The 15,699-nt window shown below is 39.0% G+C and carries 13 protein-coding genes and 4 pseudogenes; 11 read left to right on the top strand and 6 right to left on the bottom strand.

Features of this window, described 5'->3' with window-relative positions; translation table 11 throughout:
* Window positions 1–81: 81 nt before the first annotated feature.
* The 4 genes and pseudogenes from CDC33_RS15965 to CDC33_RS15950 form a co-directional block, all read left to right on the top strand.
* Window positions 82–1,266: pseudogene (locus CDC33_RS15965) on the top strand (cation:proton antiporter); the annotation flags it as partial.
* Window positions 1,267–1,428: 162 nt separating this feature from the next.
* Window positions 1,429–2,220: an alpha/beta hydrolase gene (locus tag CDC33_RS15960; protein WP_109009286.1), complete on the top strand. Its 792-nt coding sequence runs from the start codon at window positions 1,429–1,431 to the stop codon at window positions 2,218–2,220.
* Between the two features lie 23 nt (window positions 2,221–2,243).
* Complete coding sequence (locus tag CDC33_RS15955; protein WP_109009285.1) at window positions 2,244–3,884, top strand: alpha/beta hydrolase; 1,641 nt, start codon at window positions 2,244–2,246, stop codon at window positions 3,882–3,884.
* A gap of 75 nt (window positions 3,885–3,959) precedes the next feature.
* Window positions 3,960–4,856 (top strand): DUF3267 domain-containing protein, encoded by an 897-nt coding sequence (locus tag CDC33_RS15950; RefSeq protein WP_109009284.1) that lies wholly within the window; start codon window positions 3,960–3,962, stop codon window positions 4,854–4,856.
* 20 nt (window positions 4,857–4,876) lie between these two features.
* On the opposite strand, the pseudogene CDC33_RS15945 reads toward CDC33_RS15950, so the two are convergent.
* A pseudogene (locus tag CDC33_RS15945) lies at window positions 4,877–5,203 on the bottom strand (HAD family hydrolase); the annotation flags it as partial.
* 236 nt (window positions 5,204–5,439) lie between these two features.
* Window positions 5,440–6,882, bottom strand: a complete 1,443-nt coding sequence (locus CDC33_RS15940) for a glycosyltransferase (RefSeq protein WP_109009283.1) — start codon at window positions 6,880–6,882, stop codon at window positions 5,440–5,442.
* 691 nt (window positions 6,883–7,573) lie between these two features.
* Here CDC33_RS15940 and CDC33_RS15935 point away from each other — a divergent pair.
* From CDC33_RS15935 to CDC33_RS15925, 3 genes are all read left to right on the top strand, one after another.
* Window positions 7,574–7,801, top strand: a complete 228-nt coding sequence (locus tag CDC33_RS15935; protein WP_109009282.1) for a hypothetical protein — start codon at window positions 7,574–7,576, stop codon at window positions 7,799–7,801.
* Window positions 7,802–7,817: 16 nt separating this feature from the next.
* Complete coding sequence (locus CDC33_RS15930) at window positions 7,818–8,216, top strand: type II toxin-antitoxin system VapC family toxin (RefSeq protein WP_109009281.1); 399 nt, start codon at window positions 7,818–7,820, stop codon at window positions 8,214–8,216.
* Between the two features lie 177 nt (window positions 8,217–8,393).
* A complete protein-coding gene (locus tag CDC33_RS15925; RefSeq protein WP_109009280.1) occupies window positions 8,394–9,035 on the top strand; it encodes a restriction endonuclease subunit R in 642 nt (213 codons plus the stop codon).
* A gap of 240 nt (window positions 9,036–9,275) precedes the next feature.
* Here CDC33_RS15925 and CDC33_RS38800 read toward each other — a convergent pair whose 3' ends face one another.
* A complete protein-coding gene (locus tag CDC33_RS38800; protein ID WP_181374029.1) occupies window positions 9,276–9,428 on the bottom strand; it encodes a hypothetical protein in 153 nt (50 codons plus the stop codon).
* Window positions 9,429–9,581: 153 nt separating this feature from the next.
* Window positions 9,582–10,409, bottom strand: coding sequence for an IS982 family transposase (locus tag CDC33_RS15920; protein WP_109006873.1), 828 nt, complete (start codon window positions 10,407–10,409; stop codon window positions 9,582–9,584).
* A gap of 220 nt (window positions 10,410–10,629) precedes the next feature.
* Between CDC33_RS15920 and CDC33_RS40490 the strand changes: the two are divergent.
* Window positions 10,630–10,794: pseudogene (locus tag CDC33_RS40490) on the top strand (AIPR family protein); the annotation flags it as partial.
* A gap of 303 nt (window positions 10,795–11,097) precedes the next feature.
* Here the strand turns inward: CDC33_RS40490 and CDC33_RS15910 are convergent.
* Complete coding sequence (locus CDC33_RS15910; protein ID WP_109009279.1) at window positions 11,098–12,471, bottom strand: calcium-binding protein; 1,374 nt, start codon at window positions 12,469–12,471, stop codon at window positions 11,098–11,100.
* Window positions 12,472–13,538: 1,067 nt separating this feature from the next.
* Here CDC33_RS15910 and CDC33_RS15905 point away from each other — a divergent pair.
* A pseudogene (locus tag CDC33_RS15905) lies at window positions 13,539–13,744 on the top strand (IS66 family transposase); the annotation flags it as partial.
* A 227-nt stretch (window positions 13,745–13,971) separates the two neighbouring features.
* Here CDC33_RS15905 and CDC33_RS15900 read toward each other — a convergent pair.
* Complete coding sequence (locus CDC33_RS15900) at window positions 13,972–14,205, bottom strand: EF-hand domain-containing protein (protein ID WP_100902068.1); 234 nt, start codon at window positions 14,203–14,205, stop codon at window positions 13,972–13,974.
* Window positions 14,206–14,530: 325 nt separating this feature from the next.
* Between CDC33_RS15900 and CDC33_RS15895 the strand changes: the two genes are divergently transcribed.
* Window positions 14,531–15,214 (top strand): PRC-barrel domain-containing protein, encoded by a 684-nt coding sequence (locus CDC33_RS15895; RefSeq protein ID WP_109009278.1) that lies wholly within the window; start codon window positions 14,531–14,533, stop codon window positions 15,212–15,214.
* Between the two features lie 94 nt (window positions 15,215–15,308).
* Window positions 15,309–15,650: a transposase gene (locus CDC33_RS15890; RefSeq protein WP_109009277.1), complete on the top strand. Its 342-nt coding sequence runs from the start codon at window positions 15,309–15,311 to the stop codon at window positions 15,648–15,650.
* The last annotated feature ends 49 nt before the right edge of the window (window positions 15,651–15,699 follow it).

Genomic DNA, 15,699 nt, shown 5'->3' with positions numbered 1-15,699 from the left:
TCATTTTTTTCCTGAAATATAAACCTCATAATTTAGAACTATTCAGTTATAGGAGGTTGTACAACACAACTTAAATTTTCTATGGAAGAATCCTTACCCATTACTATTCTGATCAGTGCAACAGTTGTAGCTGGTATTGCTGCTCAAGTTTTAGCTGGTTATTTTCACATTCCTAGTATAGTCTTGCTACTTCTATTTGGGATTCTTCTGGGGCGAGATGGTTTTGATTTTTTAAATCCATCTTTACTGGGTGTTGGTTTAGAAGTTGTAGTTTCCCTCTCAGTGGCGCTGATTTTATTCGAGGGTGGTTTAAATCTACAGTTAGGAGAGTTAAAAGAGGTTTCTAGTAGTCTTCGCAATCTTGTCACTTTGGGAGTGCTAATTACCTTAACTGGTGCTGGAATAGCTGCACACTGGCTGAGTGAATTTCCCTGGTCAATTGCTTTTCTTTATGCCTCCTTAGTAGTTGTGACAGGCCCAACAGTAATTAATCCACTCCTCAAACAAATTGGTGTAGAAAAAAAAGTCTCAACACTTTTAGAAGGAGAGGGTGTTTTTATCGATCCAATTGGTGCAATTTTGGCTGTGATTGTGCTTCACTTTGTCTTAAGTGGAAATGTGGAGCCACTCATTTTAATTAAGGGTCTAGTTTTGCGTTTGGGTATAGGCATAGCTATTGGTACAACTGGAGGCTGGTTGCTATCCCAAATTATCAAACAGGATAAATTCTTATCCCAAGAGTTAAAAAATCTAGTCGTTTTAGCTAGTGTCTGGGGTTTATTTAGTTTGGCACAAGTTTTACGTGGTGAGTCTGGTTTGGTGGTTGCTGTAGTTATGGGGATAGTTTTAAAAGCTAGTAACCTACCTTCAGAACCTTTATTGCGTCGATTTAATGAACAGTTGAGTATTTTAGCCAATTCAGTTTTGTTCATTCTGTTAGCAGCAGACTTATCAATTGCCAGTGTTTTTGCTTTAGGTTGGGGTAGTGTTCTGACAGTTTTAGTACTGATGCTAATAGTGCGTCCTATTAATATTTTAATATCTACTTGGAATCAAGATTTTAACTGGCAACAGCAGTTATTTTTATCTTGGGTTGCTCCTCGTGGAATTGTAGCTGCTTCTTTAGCTTCTTTATTTGCGGTTTCACTTACAAAACAGGGTATTAATGGCGGTGATTCAATTAAAGTCTTAGTATTTTTGACAATAATGATGACAGTTTTTTTCCAAGGATTGACGGCTGGTTGGGTCGCCAGTCTGCTTGATTTACGTTTAATACAGGAGTCTTTAACAGCAAATAGTGATGATATTAAAACACAAGAAAGTGGAAAAATAAGCAGGACTGCTTCTGAATTAGTTTAGTCGGAATTAAGATTATTTGATGACTTGCCAACGTTAGAGCTTTCATTATCAATATATATTAGTTTAGTTATGGCACCTAAAACTCAAAGTCATCCTTATTTTATAACTACGCAATCATCTAACCCAAATTATCCACTCTTTGTGTTTCTACCGGGGATGGATGAGACTGGGAAGGAATTGATATATATTCAAACAGCAGGTTTAGAAGCTGCTTTTGATGTGCGTTGTTTTGTTATTCCACCTGACGATCTAACAAGTTGGGATGAAATGACAGAAAAAGTGATAAATTTAACTAAGATAGAACTAGAAAAAACACCGCGTAGGTACGTTTATCTTTGTGGAGAATCATTCGGTGGTTGCTTGGCACTCAAAGTCCTAGAAAAGTTTCCTCAGCTATTTACAAAGATTATTTTAATTAATTCTGCTTCTTCATTTCATCGAGTACCTTGGTTAAATTTAGGTTCACTTTTATTTCCTTATACACCTCAGCTTTTTTATAAAATATCCTCGTTTTTATCTTTACCATTTCTAGCTAATTTAAGTCGAATTCCACCTACTGCAAGCCTTGCTCTTTCAAAATCGACTAGTTCCGCACCACAAGAAACTGCTAATCAGCGATTATCCCTGATGAGAGACTTTGATATTGACGAGAATAAATTATCTCAAATTACTCAACCTGTCTTACTAATTGGTAGTAGAAATGACCGACTTTTACCTTCAGAAGCAGAAGCACAATATTTAAGTAATATTTTCCCTAATCATCAGATCATAGCTTTACCTCATAGCGGTCATGCTTGCTTAGTTGAAAGGGATGTTAATCTCTATCAACTTTTATTATCCGCTAATTTTACTGTTGCATAATGTACTATTTTAAATGATATATCATGACTCATTTGATAAATCAAAAAACTGTTTGGCTAAAATTGGCTTTGAGAATTTTTAGTATCGGGTTACTACCTACACTAACTGCTTATCCCGCTTTCGGTGCAGAACGACTAAAATTTAATTATGGTCTTTTAGAAAGGTCTATCCCCATTAGTTCCCTCGAAACCTATGCTACAACAGGCAAAGTAGACAATGATTTAGCTGGATATAGTCATTATGTAGACAAAAAACAACTAACTCAACTGCGGAAAGTTTTACTAACTCCTATTCCTTTAAATCAAGTAGAAGTTTCGCAATTTCTTTATACACCCATTGGTGAACGATTATTAGAAAAATTGGGGAAAGTTATTCAAACAGAATCTCACTTGTCAGGGTTCTATGCAATTCGCGCTGCACTAATTTTGTCAGCCGCAGATCAAAAAAATTTTACGCTTTTAAATGTATTACGTCAGTTTCCAGCAAGCGCAATTTCCATTAACTTAGACCAGAGTTTGGCAATAGCAGAGTCACTACAGAATTTAGTAAATCAAACTCAAAATGCAGTTGCACTTATTAACCAACAATCCCAACAAAAAGTAACTACAGCTTCTACACTTAAAACTGTTTCATTAATGGACTTGGGAAAAACCGGAAGTTTTGGTTTCTCAAAGCAAACAATTACACTTAATGACCTCTCACGTCAGAGAAGATTTCCTGCTGATATTTACCTCCCAACTACTCAAACTCCTCGTCCGATAATTGTCATTTCCCACGGACTTGGTTCTGATAGAACGAGTTTTGCATATCTAGCTGAACATCTCGCATCTTATGGTTTTGTGGTTGCTGTTCCAGAACATCCTGGTAGTAATTCAAAACAAATACAAGCATTATTAGCGGGTACAGCAGATACAATTACCAATCCTAGAGAACTAATTGATAGACCTTTAGATATAAAATTTTTATTAGATGAACTCACTAGATTGTCACAGTCTGATTCAACATTTAAGGGACGTTTAAATTTAGAAGAAATTGGTGTAGTAGGGCAATCTTTTGGTGGATATACAGCCTTAGCATTGGCAGGTGCAAAGATTAATTTTCAGCAAGTGAAAGCTGACTGTCCAGCCTTAAAAGATACTTTAAATGTTTCGCTTTTGCTTCAATGTTTAGCGCTCAAGTTACCAAAGATTCAATACAATTTATCCGATCAAAGGATAAAAGCGGCGATTGCAATTAATCCAGTTGATAGTAGTATTTTTGGTCAGGCTAGTCTCAGCCAAATCAAAATTCCAGTGATGATTGTATCTGGCAGTGCTGATACAGTTGCTCCGGCTTTAGCAGAGCAAATTCAGCCTTTTACTTGGTTAACAACTCCAAATAAATATTTAGTAATTATCAATGGCGGGACACATTTTTCTACGATTGCAGAATCACCAAATGCAACTGTGCCTGTTCCTTCACAAGTAATCGGTTCAAGTCCTGCTTTGGCACGTCATTATGTTAAAGCTTTGAGTGTTCCCTTTTTTGAAACATACATTGCTGAACAATCAATTTACCTTCCCTATTTGAGTACAGATTACATTAATACAATTAGTCAGCAGCCACTACCGTTAAGTTTAATTAAATCTCTGACAGATGAACAACTACAAGAAGCGTTTAAATAGATCAATCTATAGAGTGATGGAAAAACACTAAATATTATTAATCTAAAAAATAAGTGTTGATAATTAGCAGTAATTATGAATATAGCAACTCGAAATGAGCCAATCTATGTATTTCGTGTAACTCCAGAAATATCACTAATTTGGACTACTTTAGGTTCATTATTGTTAATATTGGCAGCAGCAGGTGCAAGTTGGTATTATGCCATCATTCACGAACAAACAGTAATTTTTAGTGTAGAAAGTTCTGGAGATGGAGCTTGGCGAGGAATTATTGCTTTTTTAGTTTTGCTTACTATTATTTGTATAACTACCATTGTTCATGAATTGGTGCATGGAATTGCGTTTGCTGCCTTTGGTGGTTCACCGCGTTATGGATTGAAAGTTAAATATTTCTTACCTCTTGCTTACGCCACTTCACCAGGTGACTTTTTTCGTCGTAATGCTTTTATTATGATTGGGTTAGCACCATTGGTAGTCCTTGATATTGTATGTTTATTACTGCTAGCAATTTTCCCTCAAGCAAGTTGGTTAATTTGGGTAATTGCATTCAATACAGGCGGTGCAATTGGCGATATCTGGATAGCAGTACAATTGCTACGCTGTCCGCAGTCAATTAGAGTCGAAGATAGGGAAGAAGGTATAGCAATTTACGCACCTCCTAGTGTGACTCGCCGAGAGCTTCCTTTTGCTAGAACTGATAAAACTAAACCTCTCTCAGGTGTAAAAGCTTTGTTAAACCTCGCTTTTATGTCTTTGGCATTGGTGCTGATTTCTAGCTTTTTACTAATACCAGTATTGAAAATCTTAGAAGTTCCTTCATTTATTATCGGTAATAATTCTTTCTGGATTTTCCGGTGGATAAATAACACAAAAGGATTTAGTATTGAATTTAACTGGATATCTTTTGTTACAGTTATTTTTACATTATTGTTACTAAGTCTTTTAACTAATATGCTTCGACGACGACAGTAGTATAAATTACTCAAATAACTATCGGGTTGGGATATCAGTGCAGAAAAGTAGCTAGCAATTGTCCAAGTTGCATCCCAATCCCAATCTTTTGAGATTTGATTTGCCCAATCTTTTTCTAGAAGCACACCCTGTTGATAAATTTCAGTGCCTACACTAGCGATTAAATAATCGGGTTTCAAAAGCCGTGCTTTTGCTATCACCCGACGACTAGAAGCATAAGAGCGGCCAGTAACATAGACTAAGTAAATCTGATTGCGTATAGCTTCTAGCCTTTGGTTTAAAGCGGCAATAGCTCGATTGTTACCAACCAAGGTATTATCTAATTCAATCACCAAAAGCAGTTTCATATTTGCTTCCACTAAAATAGTACAGTATTGATAAACCTCTTTCCCCTTGCTCCCAGCAAGAACTGCGGTATTAATAATAAGTCTTTAATCGGCAACGATATCATTTAACGAACTTTGGGGGTTTAAGTCCCCAGCAAGATAGGCAGCACGTTTTGTGTCGGGGTCTAAATCCCCGTCACAAAACGTAATTGCGAATTGCGTTAGCGGAGCGGGGCGTTAGCCCATTGCGAATTGGTTTAATTGGTTGCCCACTGCACAATGTCATTAGAAAAAGAGTCAATTAATTTTTCTAGAGCTTTAATTTCATTGGATTTCAAAACTTTTGACTTCAACAAACTTTGGATTTGTCTTTCCAAATCTGGAGTTAACTTTTTAGTTTGAATAATTTCTTGAACAAATGTATCAAGTGTTAAAGATTGATAGAGTTCGTGAACTTGGGCGGCAACTCCCTGAGTGCTAAAACGAGACTGAACCCAATTTTGTGCAGCATTGCCATAGCTTTCTTTGAGAGTTGGATTTTGTAATAAACTGTAAATAGCGATCGCCAATGCCTTAGAATCACAAGGAGGAACTAAAAATCCAGTTTCACCATGCACCACCGTATGCTGCAATCCTCCCACATTACTCGCAATTACAGGTATTCCGGCTGCCATTGCTTCAATCGCCACTAAACCAAAAGGCTCGTAGTAACTCGGTACAACGCAGATATCCCCTGCGGCATAGTAAGCAGGTAACAGCGCTTGAGAAATTCGTCCCGTGAAAACTGTAACGGCTTCCAATCCCAGGTCGTTCACCAAAGTTTCAATACGTTGTTGTTCTTTGAAGTCTGCTCCATCTTCACGGCTACCACCAACTAGATAGAGTTGAAATCCTGAAGGTAAATTGGCGCAAGCTCTGACTAGGGTTTCAACTCCCTTACGGGGATCAAAACGTCCTACATACAAGATTATCTGAGAATCTGCATCAATTCCCAACTGTTGGCGAGCAATTTCTTTACTTACAGAACCAAAATGTTCAGTATTAATTCCGCAGGGAATAACTTTAATACGTCCATACTGCGAAATTAACTGACGTAAATCTTCCGCTTCTTGGGGGCTAGTGGATATTACATAATCTGCTTGTTCTAAAATAGCCTTCTCCACACAATGACGAATTACAGCAATCTGCGGCGGATTCTCCACATTACGGTATTTAACTGCTCCTATAGAGTGATAGGTATGAACTTGGGGTAGTCCCAATCGAGATTTAAGTTCTAATCCTACCCAAGCAGAAAGCCAATAGTTAGTGTGAATCAAGGCATAGCTACGCCCTGTTCGTTGTTGAAAATTCAGCCAGGCTTCTACAAATTCTGGTACATATTCAAATAAATCATTTCTAGTAATGAATTCTGCTGGCCCAGCATTTAAACGAATAGTGCGACACCCTGGTGCTAATTCCACAATTTCTTCTTGGTCGGGGTACTCGCGTCGGGTAAACATATCAACCTGACAGCCGCGTTTTGCTAATGCTAACCCCAATTCTCGCACGTAGACATTTTGACCACCTGCCCCTTCTTTACCAATTTCAGCTGTCGGGTCGCCATGAACTGAAATTAGAGCATAAATGGGTTGAGAATTTGGCGTTTCTGTAACAGAATTTTCTAGAGATTTAACTAAATTTAAAGAAGGAAGAGTATTCATAATCAAAATTCACTGTGGTATGTGGTACAAAAATTCACAGCTAGGTAACTTGAAGAAAAAATGATTTATTAAGTTACCTATTATCGAAAGAAATGTGTAAAAACCTTCTAGGAAACATAAACGAATGGCTTCTACTTAATTTATTATTTGGAGAGCATTCTGGAAGAGAATCAATTAATAACCGTATTGCTTCATGAATTGATATTTGACGATATTCTGCATAAGCTCTAAGCTTGCGATACTCTTTATTGGTAATAACAATATTGGAAATATTTATTGAAAAATGGGGCATAAAAATTTCCTTAAAATTTTAAATAAACTTACCAAAATGCTTTCGTTCCAAGATGTTACATTTTAGAAGTTGAAATATCGGTTAAATATCGGTGAAAAATCGGTTACTAATAAAAAATGCTATCTAAATTAATTTCTATTGCATTTGAAAATATCAAATAATTAAATTTTAAATGGTTGCGGTGTTGAGGCGAATATCAAAGGGTTAATTAATTTTGCCTGCGATCGCTAGTTCAATTTTCATCAAATCAAAGGCGGGTATTATTTCCAGCTATGCGATGGTCGCTTTGCGAATCGGCGAAGCCATCGCGCTGAAGTATTAAGTCAGTCAAATTTTAGCTAAAATGTTATGGTGCCGTGATTTATTAGCGATCGCTCAAGTTCCTCAACGCAACCCATTATGTTACAAACAATTCAAGGAATATACAGAAACGGCAAAATCGAATTAGCTGAAGTCCCGCAAGACATTACTGAAAGCCAAGTTTTTGTAACTTTTTTAACTTCTAAATCAGTCAGTTCAAATAGTCAGCTAATGTCTTTTGGTATGTTTTCAGGTTCTCAGCAATCTACTGAGTCTGATTTCAAAGATGCTGAGTTTCATGGCGATGCTGACGAGGCTCTGAGTTAGATATGAATCTATCAACTTGAAATATATACTTGATACCCATGCTCTAATCTGGTTTTTAGAAGGTAATTCTCGTTTAAGCCCTATTGTAAAAGCTATTCTTTCCGATGCAACCAGTGAATTAATTTTACCCGCGATCGCCTTGGCGGAGTCGGCATGGATCGTTAGTCATGGTAAAACTTCGATTCCTTCTGTTGATGCCTTGTTAAAGGTTGTTAAGAATGATAGACGAGTTTTTATACATCCACTAGATTGTGATGTCATTGAAAAAAGTGTAGAACTAACCTCTATCAATGAAATGCACGATCGCCAAATTGTATCAACAGCTTTAGTTGTAGAGAGTCAAGGAAACCAAGTAGCTTTATTAACTTGCGATCAAAATATTTCTGCTGCAAAGTTGATAACAGTTATTTGGTAATTATTTTGCCTTGCGATCGCCTCAATTATCTATCTTTTAAAGGCGATCTCTATTACTGTGAGTCGTGATTTTTAGGCTATCTCTCTTTTGCTCTTAATATATCGTATATTAGGTATTGGAGGCTAGATCAAATATCTAGACTTTTAAACTTCATGTAATTACTACAAGAATTTAACCGTGATTACAAATGCTAGTAGCCTTACCCTTGGCGCTCTCCGTCAAACTTTTGGCTTGAGACTCGACTCTAGCGATCGCTTTTTTGATGAATGGTTAAATAATGCGCCGACTCTAACCGAAGCGGAACTACAAGGACTAGATCGCCTCACTCGAAACTATACCTATCTCAGTCAAGAAGAACCACCTCTCGAAGAAATTGTTAAGCTTGTAGTTATATCACCATTGCTAGATTTAGCAGGTTTCTATCAGTTTCCTTTTTTGGTAAAAGCAGAAGTAAGTACCAATATCGAAGTTGCAGACGAAGCTAATGCTATTGCAGTTCAAGGCAGGATTGATATTTTGGTGATTCAAGATAGTTTTTGGATTTTGGGAATCGAGTCAAAGCCTGCAAGACTAGACGTTACGGCGGGAATTCCCCAAGCACTTACTTATTTGTTGAGCGCTCCCAACTTACAGTCAAGTTATTATGCAATGGTTACAAACGGAAGAGAAGTATTGTTTTTGAAATGCGATCGCCACCAAAATGTCCCTCAATATACTAGATCCCATACTTATCGGTTACTTGAAAATACATCAGAACGTATCCAAGTTTTGCAGGGACTTAAACAAATTGGGGCTTATATTGGCGATTTGAGGAGTTAGGCGATCGCTATTCCTGTGAGTCGTAATTTTTAGGCGATCGCTTAATAATTATTAGTCTTTGTGATCGCTGATAACTTCTCGGAAATCAGCAACGAAGCCAAGCATTTCTGGTAGAACAATCTCGGCTAGAAACAGACAGCCAAGCGTACTGCTCGGCATAATGTCCCCATTCATTGGGTCGCGGCTAACGACGTTAATTTTCAGAACCCGCACTGATTGCGGCTCAAGTGCAACGCATTGTTATGACTCTTCGTTGAGATCGAAGGCTTCTGCATTCTTAGTCAGTTGCGTCACAAACTCATGGAACATCGCGTTGAACCAGCCGACAACCTCCTTGCAGTCACTGATTTCTTGATCTGTTATTGCGAAATCCTCAACTACTTTGGGATGCATAATAACCCAAGTTGCTGGTTATCGACTGATATGCACTTGTTATCACTCAATTCATGCGATCGCGTACAACAAAGTTGGTGCCTAGCGCCAACGTGCCGATGCCATTGTTGCCAGCATTCAGCTACTTAAATGCCTATTAGTTGTATAAATTACTTATTCAATAAAAGCTTGTTGAAGAGTAAAAGAAAAAATGAATGCTTGTAGCTTAAGTAAAAACCCTTGATAAGTGACTGCATGTATTGATTTTGGAAAAACACAAGTGATACTACTAAACACAGTTTCGATATAATGCCGAGTATGTTGTTTAATATATTGATTCCAAGGCTGGTCTTGACGCTTGGAGTTCTTTTTCCTCATGACTTTTAAAGAAATGTGACTTGTTTGTTCCAAGTCATCCTCAATCGTGTAGTCGGTGTAAGCTGAATCACCATAAATTTCACTACCAGGTGGTAGATTCAAGGGTAAGGCATTTAAAGCACGTACATCGTTGGCACTACCAGGCATAAACACAAATTCGACAGGAATACCATTTTTGGTTGTTAATAACTGAACTCGAACCCCGTAAAAATATCGTTTTTTCGATGCGATGTAACCTCTATACTGCGCCGACTGTATTATTTTTACATTAAAGATACGGATGTTATCGCAGATGGGCACTGGGAACGAGTCTAAAAGATATTCAGTGGAATCACTAATTTCCTTCAGTGCCATTCCCACTTGATGAAACAAGTCGTTGATTAACATTGAGACACTGTGTAATCTCCGGTTAAATCGTGACTTTTCTAACATATTAGATATCAACTTATGTTCTTTCATATAGGTACAAGCCTTACTATGATTACCATTAAAGAACATCGCCGATGTTATTGCCGTTGTAATAATTTCTGCGTCATTCATCTCTCGACGACAATCTTCATTATGCCCAATCGCCTTTAACAGGTCGTCTATGATAGCATATATGGAAATTATTTCGTTTAGCATTTAGCCCTCCTAATTTTCTCTTCTTGGAGGGCATTTTATTGCTTTACTGTCCCAAAGCGATCGCCCATAAGAGTAACTAGCAACTTGGGTTAGTACTGTTTCACAATTGCGTCAAATTTACCAGTCGTCCACAACAGACACTCAGCAATGAGATTGGGCATCGCCTAATTTCCCCATCCCCGAATCAACAAGCCCAAGACGAATTTAACTAAAATAAAGTATGCCCAAGACTTGGAACATCAAAATAGATAACTACTTTCAAGCCAACCCAAATTGCATCATCGCTATTGCCCATGTAGACAGCTTCCCTATAAACCTACCCCTAGAACCGAACATCCGGGAACCCAACCGCAAAAGCGCAACCTACAGACAAATCTTCGACTCACATTGGCACGAAAGCAGAACTGGATGTAAAGCTTCGTTAAATAAAGCTCCGCTACAAAGCGGTCTTAGATGATGTTTGAAAAGTATTTGGCTGTACCTAAGACTTATTGATCCCCCCTGTGACCGCGCCCACTCCCTAATAAATTGGGGAAGAACCGGAATCTAAGTCCTCCAATTTATCGAGGAATTTAGGAGGTTCAGAACTTATTGATACCTACAATAAAACTTTTCAAACATCAATAAGGAGGAACTCAAGAGCTAGTGTGTTTGTTGGAAATCCCCAAAGAGTAATCCAACAAGCACACTAGCTCTGTTGAGGAACGCCAAAAAAGGCAATTTCCTCAACATTCAATACATTCAACGTGAACTGATCGCGCTTAATAGTGTAATTGTTCGAGTTGCCTAGAATAGTGTAATCACTTTTGAAATCAGGCAAAATTAGCTTGTCCGATCCCGAACCACCATCGATCGTGGCATTACCGTAACCAAGATCAAATGTGTCGGCTCCATATCCACCCTTAATCACGACATCGGCAATAGCGCCCCCTTGGTCTGAAACGGAATTACCGCTATCATCAATTCGACGAGCTTTGAAGTAATCGTTACCGTTTCCGCCATCAATGGTGCCACCTTGAATGCCAATGCTGGTGCCATAGCCAGTAAGGATATCATCTCCTGCCCCTTGATCAATAATGCCATTAGTATTAACAATACCTGTGCCTTGACTAATGCCAGTACCAATGAGGGTATCATTGCCATCGCCTAAATTGATTGTGCCACTGTTAACAATGCCTATACCTACACCAGATGCAAGCTCCTCTGGCCCGTTCCCAAAAGGGTTATCAGCGTAGTACCTTGCACCGCCTGTGCCTGTGCCAGAGAGATAGTCGTTTCCCTGCCCAACAGCGATCGTGCTACCCTTGCTGTTGGAAATGCCTATACCCCTACCCGCATTGTATGATCTAAAAGGTTCTAAATCTGCATCACTGCCCTTGCCGATACCAACAATAGAATCGTTTCCTTTATCCCCACTAATTACACTACCACCACTGTTGAAGATACCTGTACCTTCTCCTCCAGTACTAGTAGTTCCACCAATTCCAGTTCCCTGGATGGAATCATTCCCTTCTCCTCCATTAATGTCGCTGCTATCACTGTTGAAGATACCTGTAGCATCACCTCCAAATTCTCCATTTCCAGTTCCCTCGATAGAGTCATCCCCAAATCCTCCATCAATGCGGCTATCCTGAGTATTATTGATGCCTTTAGCAGAGCCTATTCCTAAGCCTTGATCTTCGCTTCTGTTTCCGATCCCGAAGATCAAATCTTTTCCGTCTTCTCCATTAATGTAACCACCCTGAGTGTTAGAGATACCTATACCAGGTACATAAGTTCTATACTGATAGCCACCAGTGCCTATGCCAGAGATAGTATCGTCTTGCGTCCCTGCATTGATGATGCCACTGTTAGCAATGCCTGTGCCTGTGCCAGCACTGCCATTGTCGTCGCGGCCGGTGCCACTACCCTTGATAGTATCGTTACCTGCTTGAGTATCGATGACTCCGTTTTTTAGAACCTCAATTCCAATTGCTGGGATTGCATTATCCTCTTGTCCTACCACTAGATCCGAACCCGAAGTGCCTATGAATGAGGGGGAAGAAACAATTAGTCTGGACATAATATAATTTTCCGCGATTGTGTGCGATCAAGTTTTAAACCCTGAAAGTCTTGCTGTTTGAAGAATAATTCTCTAACGGCAATTCTCTCTCATCAAGCTAGTACCTGCTTACTTTCTTACTTTACGTTGGGCGCACAAGTTTTATGCACAGCCAACCAATTTTTTATAAAAGTTCATAAAAAAATCCTGCTTAATAACTTCACCACATAGTGCCTATTGAGTCATCTGACTTTTCCCGTTAAGTCTCGAAAAGCAAGCTGCCAACCTTAGTGGTGCAACAAACTTATACACACTCCCGTTTTCCCCTCGGTCCCAATCGCCCCACATACGACAACCGCAGATCAATATTCTCCAGCAATTTCTGAGCAAGCGGATTGCGATCGCATAAGGATTTCTATGATTTAAATAATTTAATTTTTTCTATTAGAAAGTTTTGATTTTATTATGACTGGACAAAGCCGCTCTTACTGGAATGCCTGTTTGATATTTAGCATTCCTCATAGCCCGGATTTCTCACCTATGCTCAAAGCCTGTGCTTGTGCAGGGGAGCAGGGGAGCAGGGAGAGTTATTGTATAAGTTCTTTCCCCTCTGCCCCTCTGCTCCTCTGCTCCTTCCCTCAAGCTTGTGAGAAATGCGGGATAGGGTTGATCGCGTTTTATTTTTCTTCTTTCTCAACAACTCTAATAGTAAAAGTTCCTTCACAAATAGCCAAAATTTTTACTCACACTACTGAGCAGTCTGCTACTTCATCCTGATTACTGAATCGGTGTTCTAGTAGATTAACTGTTTTATCGGCACTTAAAGTCAAGAGAAAACACGGAATCTGTATCTAATGCATATTGACTAGCTTGATAATATGCTGTAAATTGCTAGTTACAAAACTTTCATTGTTAGTAAAAGCTTTAAATCCTGCTTGCTTCTCTTGTTGCCTTTTTACGTTATCAAGGTAATATTTTATACTTATCAATTTATTCGCAATTAGAGTAAGTAAGTGAATCCTAGCGTGGCAAAACTTACTAGAGAAGACGACTCTCTAAATTAGCTAAGTAACCCTTGGGGTCAGAGCAAGGTAATACGTGAATTACAGCAAGAAATAGAGCGTTTAAAAGTCAGTAGAGATTTAGACAGTTCTAATTCGTCCAAACCGCCATCAGGGGACATCCACAAGAAGAGTGAAAACAAAAAAGCACCCCCACAAGAGGAATCAAATGACATCAAGGCAAAACCCGTAAGGGATTTGGCAGAGTAGATCGTTATGAAATTTTACGCCCTGGCCCCTGGCTGTCTAATCAGTATTTAAAGGCTTGAGACTCAAGCCACTGTGGGGCATCGAAAAGCAGTTGAGCAAACTTTCAATCGCAAAAAGCCAGCCTTTCACCTCCAAGGTCATCCATCGGGGCTAGCGAGTCACTAATGACCATGAAAATTGCAAATCCCTCAAAGCGCCCACGCTTTGAGGGATTTTGGGTATTGATATTTGGTATTGGGTTTTTTGACTGCTAGGTTAAATTATCTGCTTTCTTAACGGCTGACTTTAACTCTTCAAAGGTAATACTACCGTCAGAGTCTGAATCATAATTTACTAGCAATTCCTGGGGAGTACTGATGTTTGTTTCTGATGAAATGATTGTACTTAAGCCAGGACTTAAAAAAAGATCATTAATGGAGATTTTGCCGTCAAGATCGGTATCTAATTTATTAAAAAGAGATTGAAGCTCTTGCTCGGTTGCCATAAGTTTATATCTGAAGAATCGTTTTTCAACTTAATATCTCATTAATCTGTGATTCATCTCTAAAAATTAAATAAAGTTGTATCTAAACACATAGAAACTGTCAGTCAAATAGGGCAATTAGCAGATGATTCACGCCATCCACTCGACCCAATCGGGCGCATCTAGAATCAAAATCTCATCCTTGAGAGAGGCAATAAGCTGCTAGTTTGCTGCGATCATTGGTCTGGAGTGGATTTGGGATAAAGATCCCTTAAATATGAACATCGGTTTGGTTCCACCTCAGTCTATGAATTGAAACCATAAAAAACGGAGTCCAAAAGACATTATGTCTGTTCATAAAATCGAAGATTTTGATGCCAATTATCATCAACAGGATTCTCAGGAGCATCTTCAGGGATTTGACCTTTACTCCAAAGACGATTTAATTGGCTCTGCTGACGACCTTTTGGTTGATGATGATGGCTACATTCGTTATCTGGTTATAAACACAGGCATCTGGATTTTTGGCAAAAAAGTTCTGCTGCCAATTGGATGTTCCCAGGTAGACTATGATACCCACCGGGTCTATGCAGTCAACCTGACTAAAGCCCAGGTAGAAGCGCTACCTGAGTTTACGGATGGTATGACTGTTGATTTTGATTATGAACATCGAGTTAGACAAGTCTACCGTCCTTCATCTTCATTTAGTGTCTTTGACTCTTCTGGGGTTGGATACGCCGGATATGGAACTGAACCGAATGCCGCTACTGACACTCCCACCTCTTCTGGGGTTGGATATGCCGGATATGGAACTGACCCTCCTGCCCCTGCCTATGTTCCTACCTCTTACGGGGTTGGGTATGAAGGATATGAAAATGCCCTGCTTGCTTCGGATAAGGCACTCTCACCTGATACTGATCACAGCGCTGCTGTTGACCACTGCGATTCCTACACATATCAGCAAGATCCCTCATTATATTATATGAACGAGCAAAATCATCAGTCGGCGCGAAAAAACCAAAGTATGTGAAGATAAGTAAATACGGAGAATGCATCTACCGAGGTGACTAAGATATGGGCGCTCGTATAAGGGTGTTTTTAACTCACAATCAAGATAAAACTCTATTAAACCTAAGAAATGCGGATGTACCACAGAAAGTCAAAGACCGAGCAGAGATAATCAGGTTAAATGCACATGGCTAATACATCGATGTCAGCAGGTGCAACAGTTATGGTCAAAGTGGGAACAGATGGGTTTGCACATCTTCTTTTTACCGAAATATTGCTCCGAAATGAACCCAATTGAATTGGAATGGCAACACCTTAAAAAAGATGAACTAGCAGGAAAAATGTTTAATGACGAGCTAGAACTTGCCTATGCCGTAATTGATGGTGTCCAAGCCAGAGGGGAAAAAAGAAACCATAGTACGAAACGTGTTAAATTTAACTCCAATAACTCTGGTTAAGCTTTCGTTACATACTTATAAATTTTCCCGCCGACTTACTTATGTAATT

Origin of the sequence: Nostoc commune NIES-4072 (assembly GCF_003113895.1) — a bacterium.
Classification (GTDB): domain Bacteria; phylum Cyanobacteriota; class Cyanobacteriia; order Cyanobacteriales; family Nostocaceae; genus Nostoc; species Nostoc commune.
Note: the sequence above shows the minus strand (reverse complement) of the source record. Positions and strands in the feature narration are given on the sequence as shown.

Excerpts from the sequence above, each read along its gene's own strand:
- CDC33_RS15955 (WP_109009285.1), top strand. The coding sequence starts at position 2,244 with ATGACTCATTTGATAAATCAAAAAACTGTTTGGCTAAAATTGGCTTTG.
- CDC33_RS15950 (WP_109009284.1), top strand. The coding sequence starts at position 3,960 with ATGAATATAGCAACTCGAAATGAGCCAATCTATGTATTTCGTGTAACT.
- CDC33_RS15910 (WP_109009279.1), bottom strand. The coding sequence starts at position 12,471 with ATGTCCAGACTAATTGTTTCTTCCCCCTCATTCATAGGCACTTCGGGT.
- CDC33_RS15895 (WP_109009278.1), top strand. The coding sequence starts at position 14,531 with ATGTCTGTTCATAAAATCGAAGATTTTGATGCCAATTATCATCAACAG.
- CDC33_RS15960 (WP_109009286.1), top strand. The coding sequence starts at position 1,429 with ATGGCACCTAAAACTCAAAGTCATCCTTATTTTATAACTACGCAATCA.
- CDC33_RS15935 (WP_109009282.1), top strand. The coding sequence starts at position 7,574 with ATGTTACAAACAATTCAAGGAATATACAGAAACGGCAAAATCGAATTA.
- CDC33_RS15940 (WP_109009283.1), bottom strand. The coding sequence starts at position 6,882 with ATGAATACTCTTCCTTCTTTAAATTTAGTTAAATCTCTAGAAAATTCT.
- CDC33_RS38800 (WP_181374029.1), bottom strand. The coding sequence starts at position 9,428 with ATGCATCCCAAAGTAGTTGAGGATTTCGCAATAACAGATCAAGAAATC.
- CDC33_RS15900 (WP_100902068.1), bottom strand. The coding sequence starts at position 14,205 with ATGGCAACCGAGCAAGAGCTTCAATCTCTTTTTAATAAATTAGATACC.
- CDC33_RS15920 (WP_109006873.1), bottom strand. The coding sequence starts at position 10,409 with ATGCTAAACGAAATAATTTCCATATATGCTATCATAGACGACCTGTTA.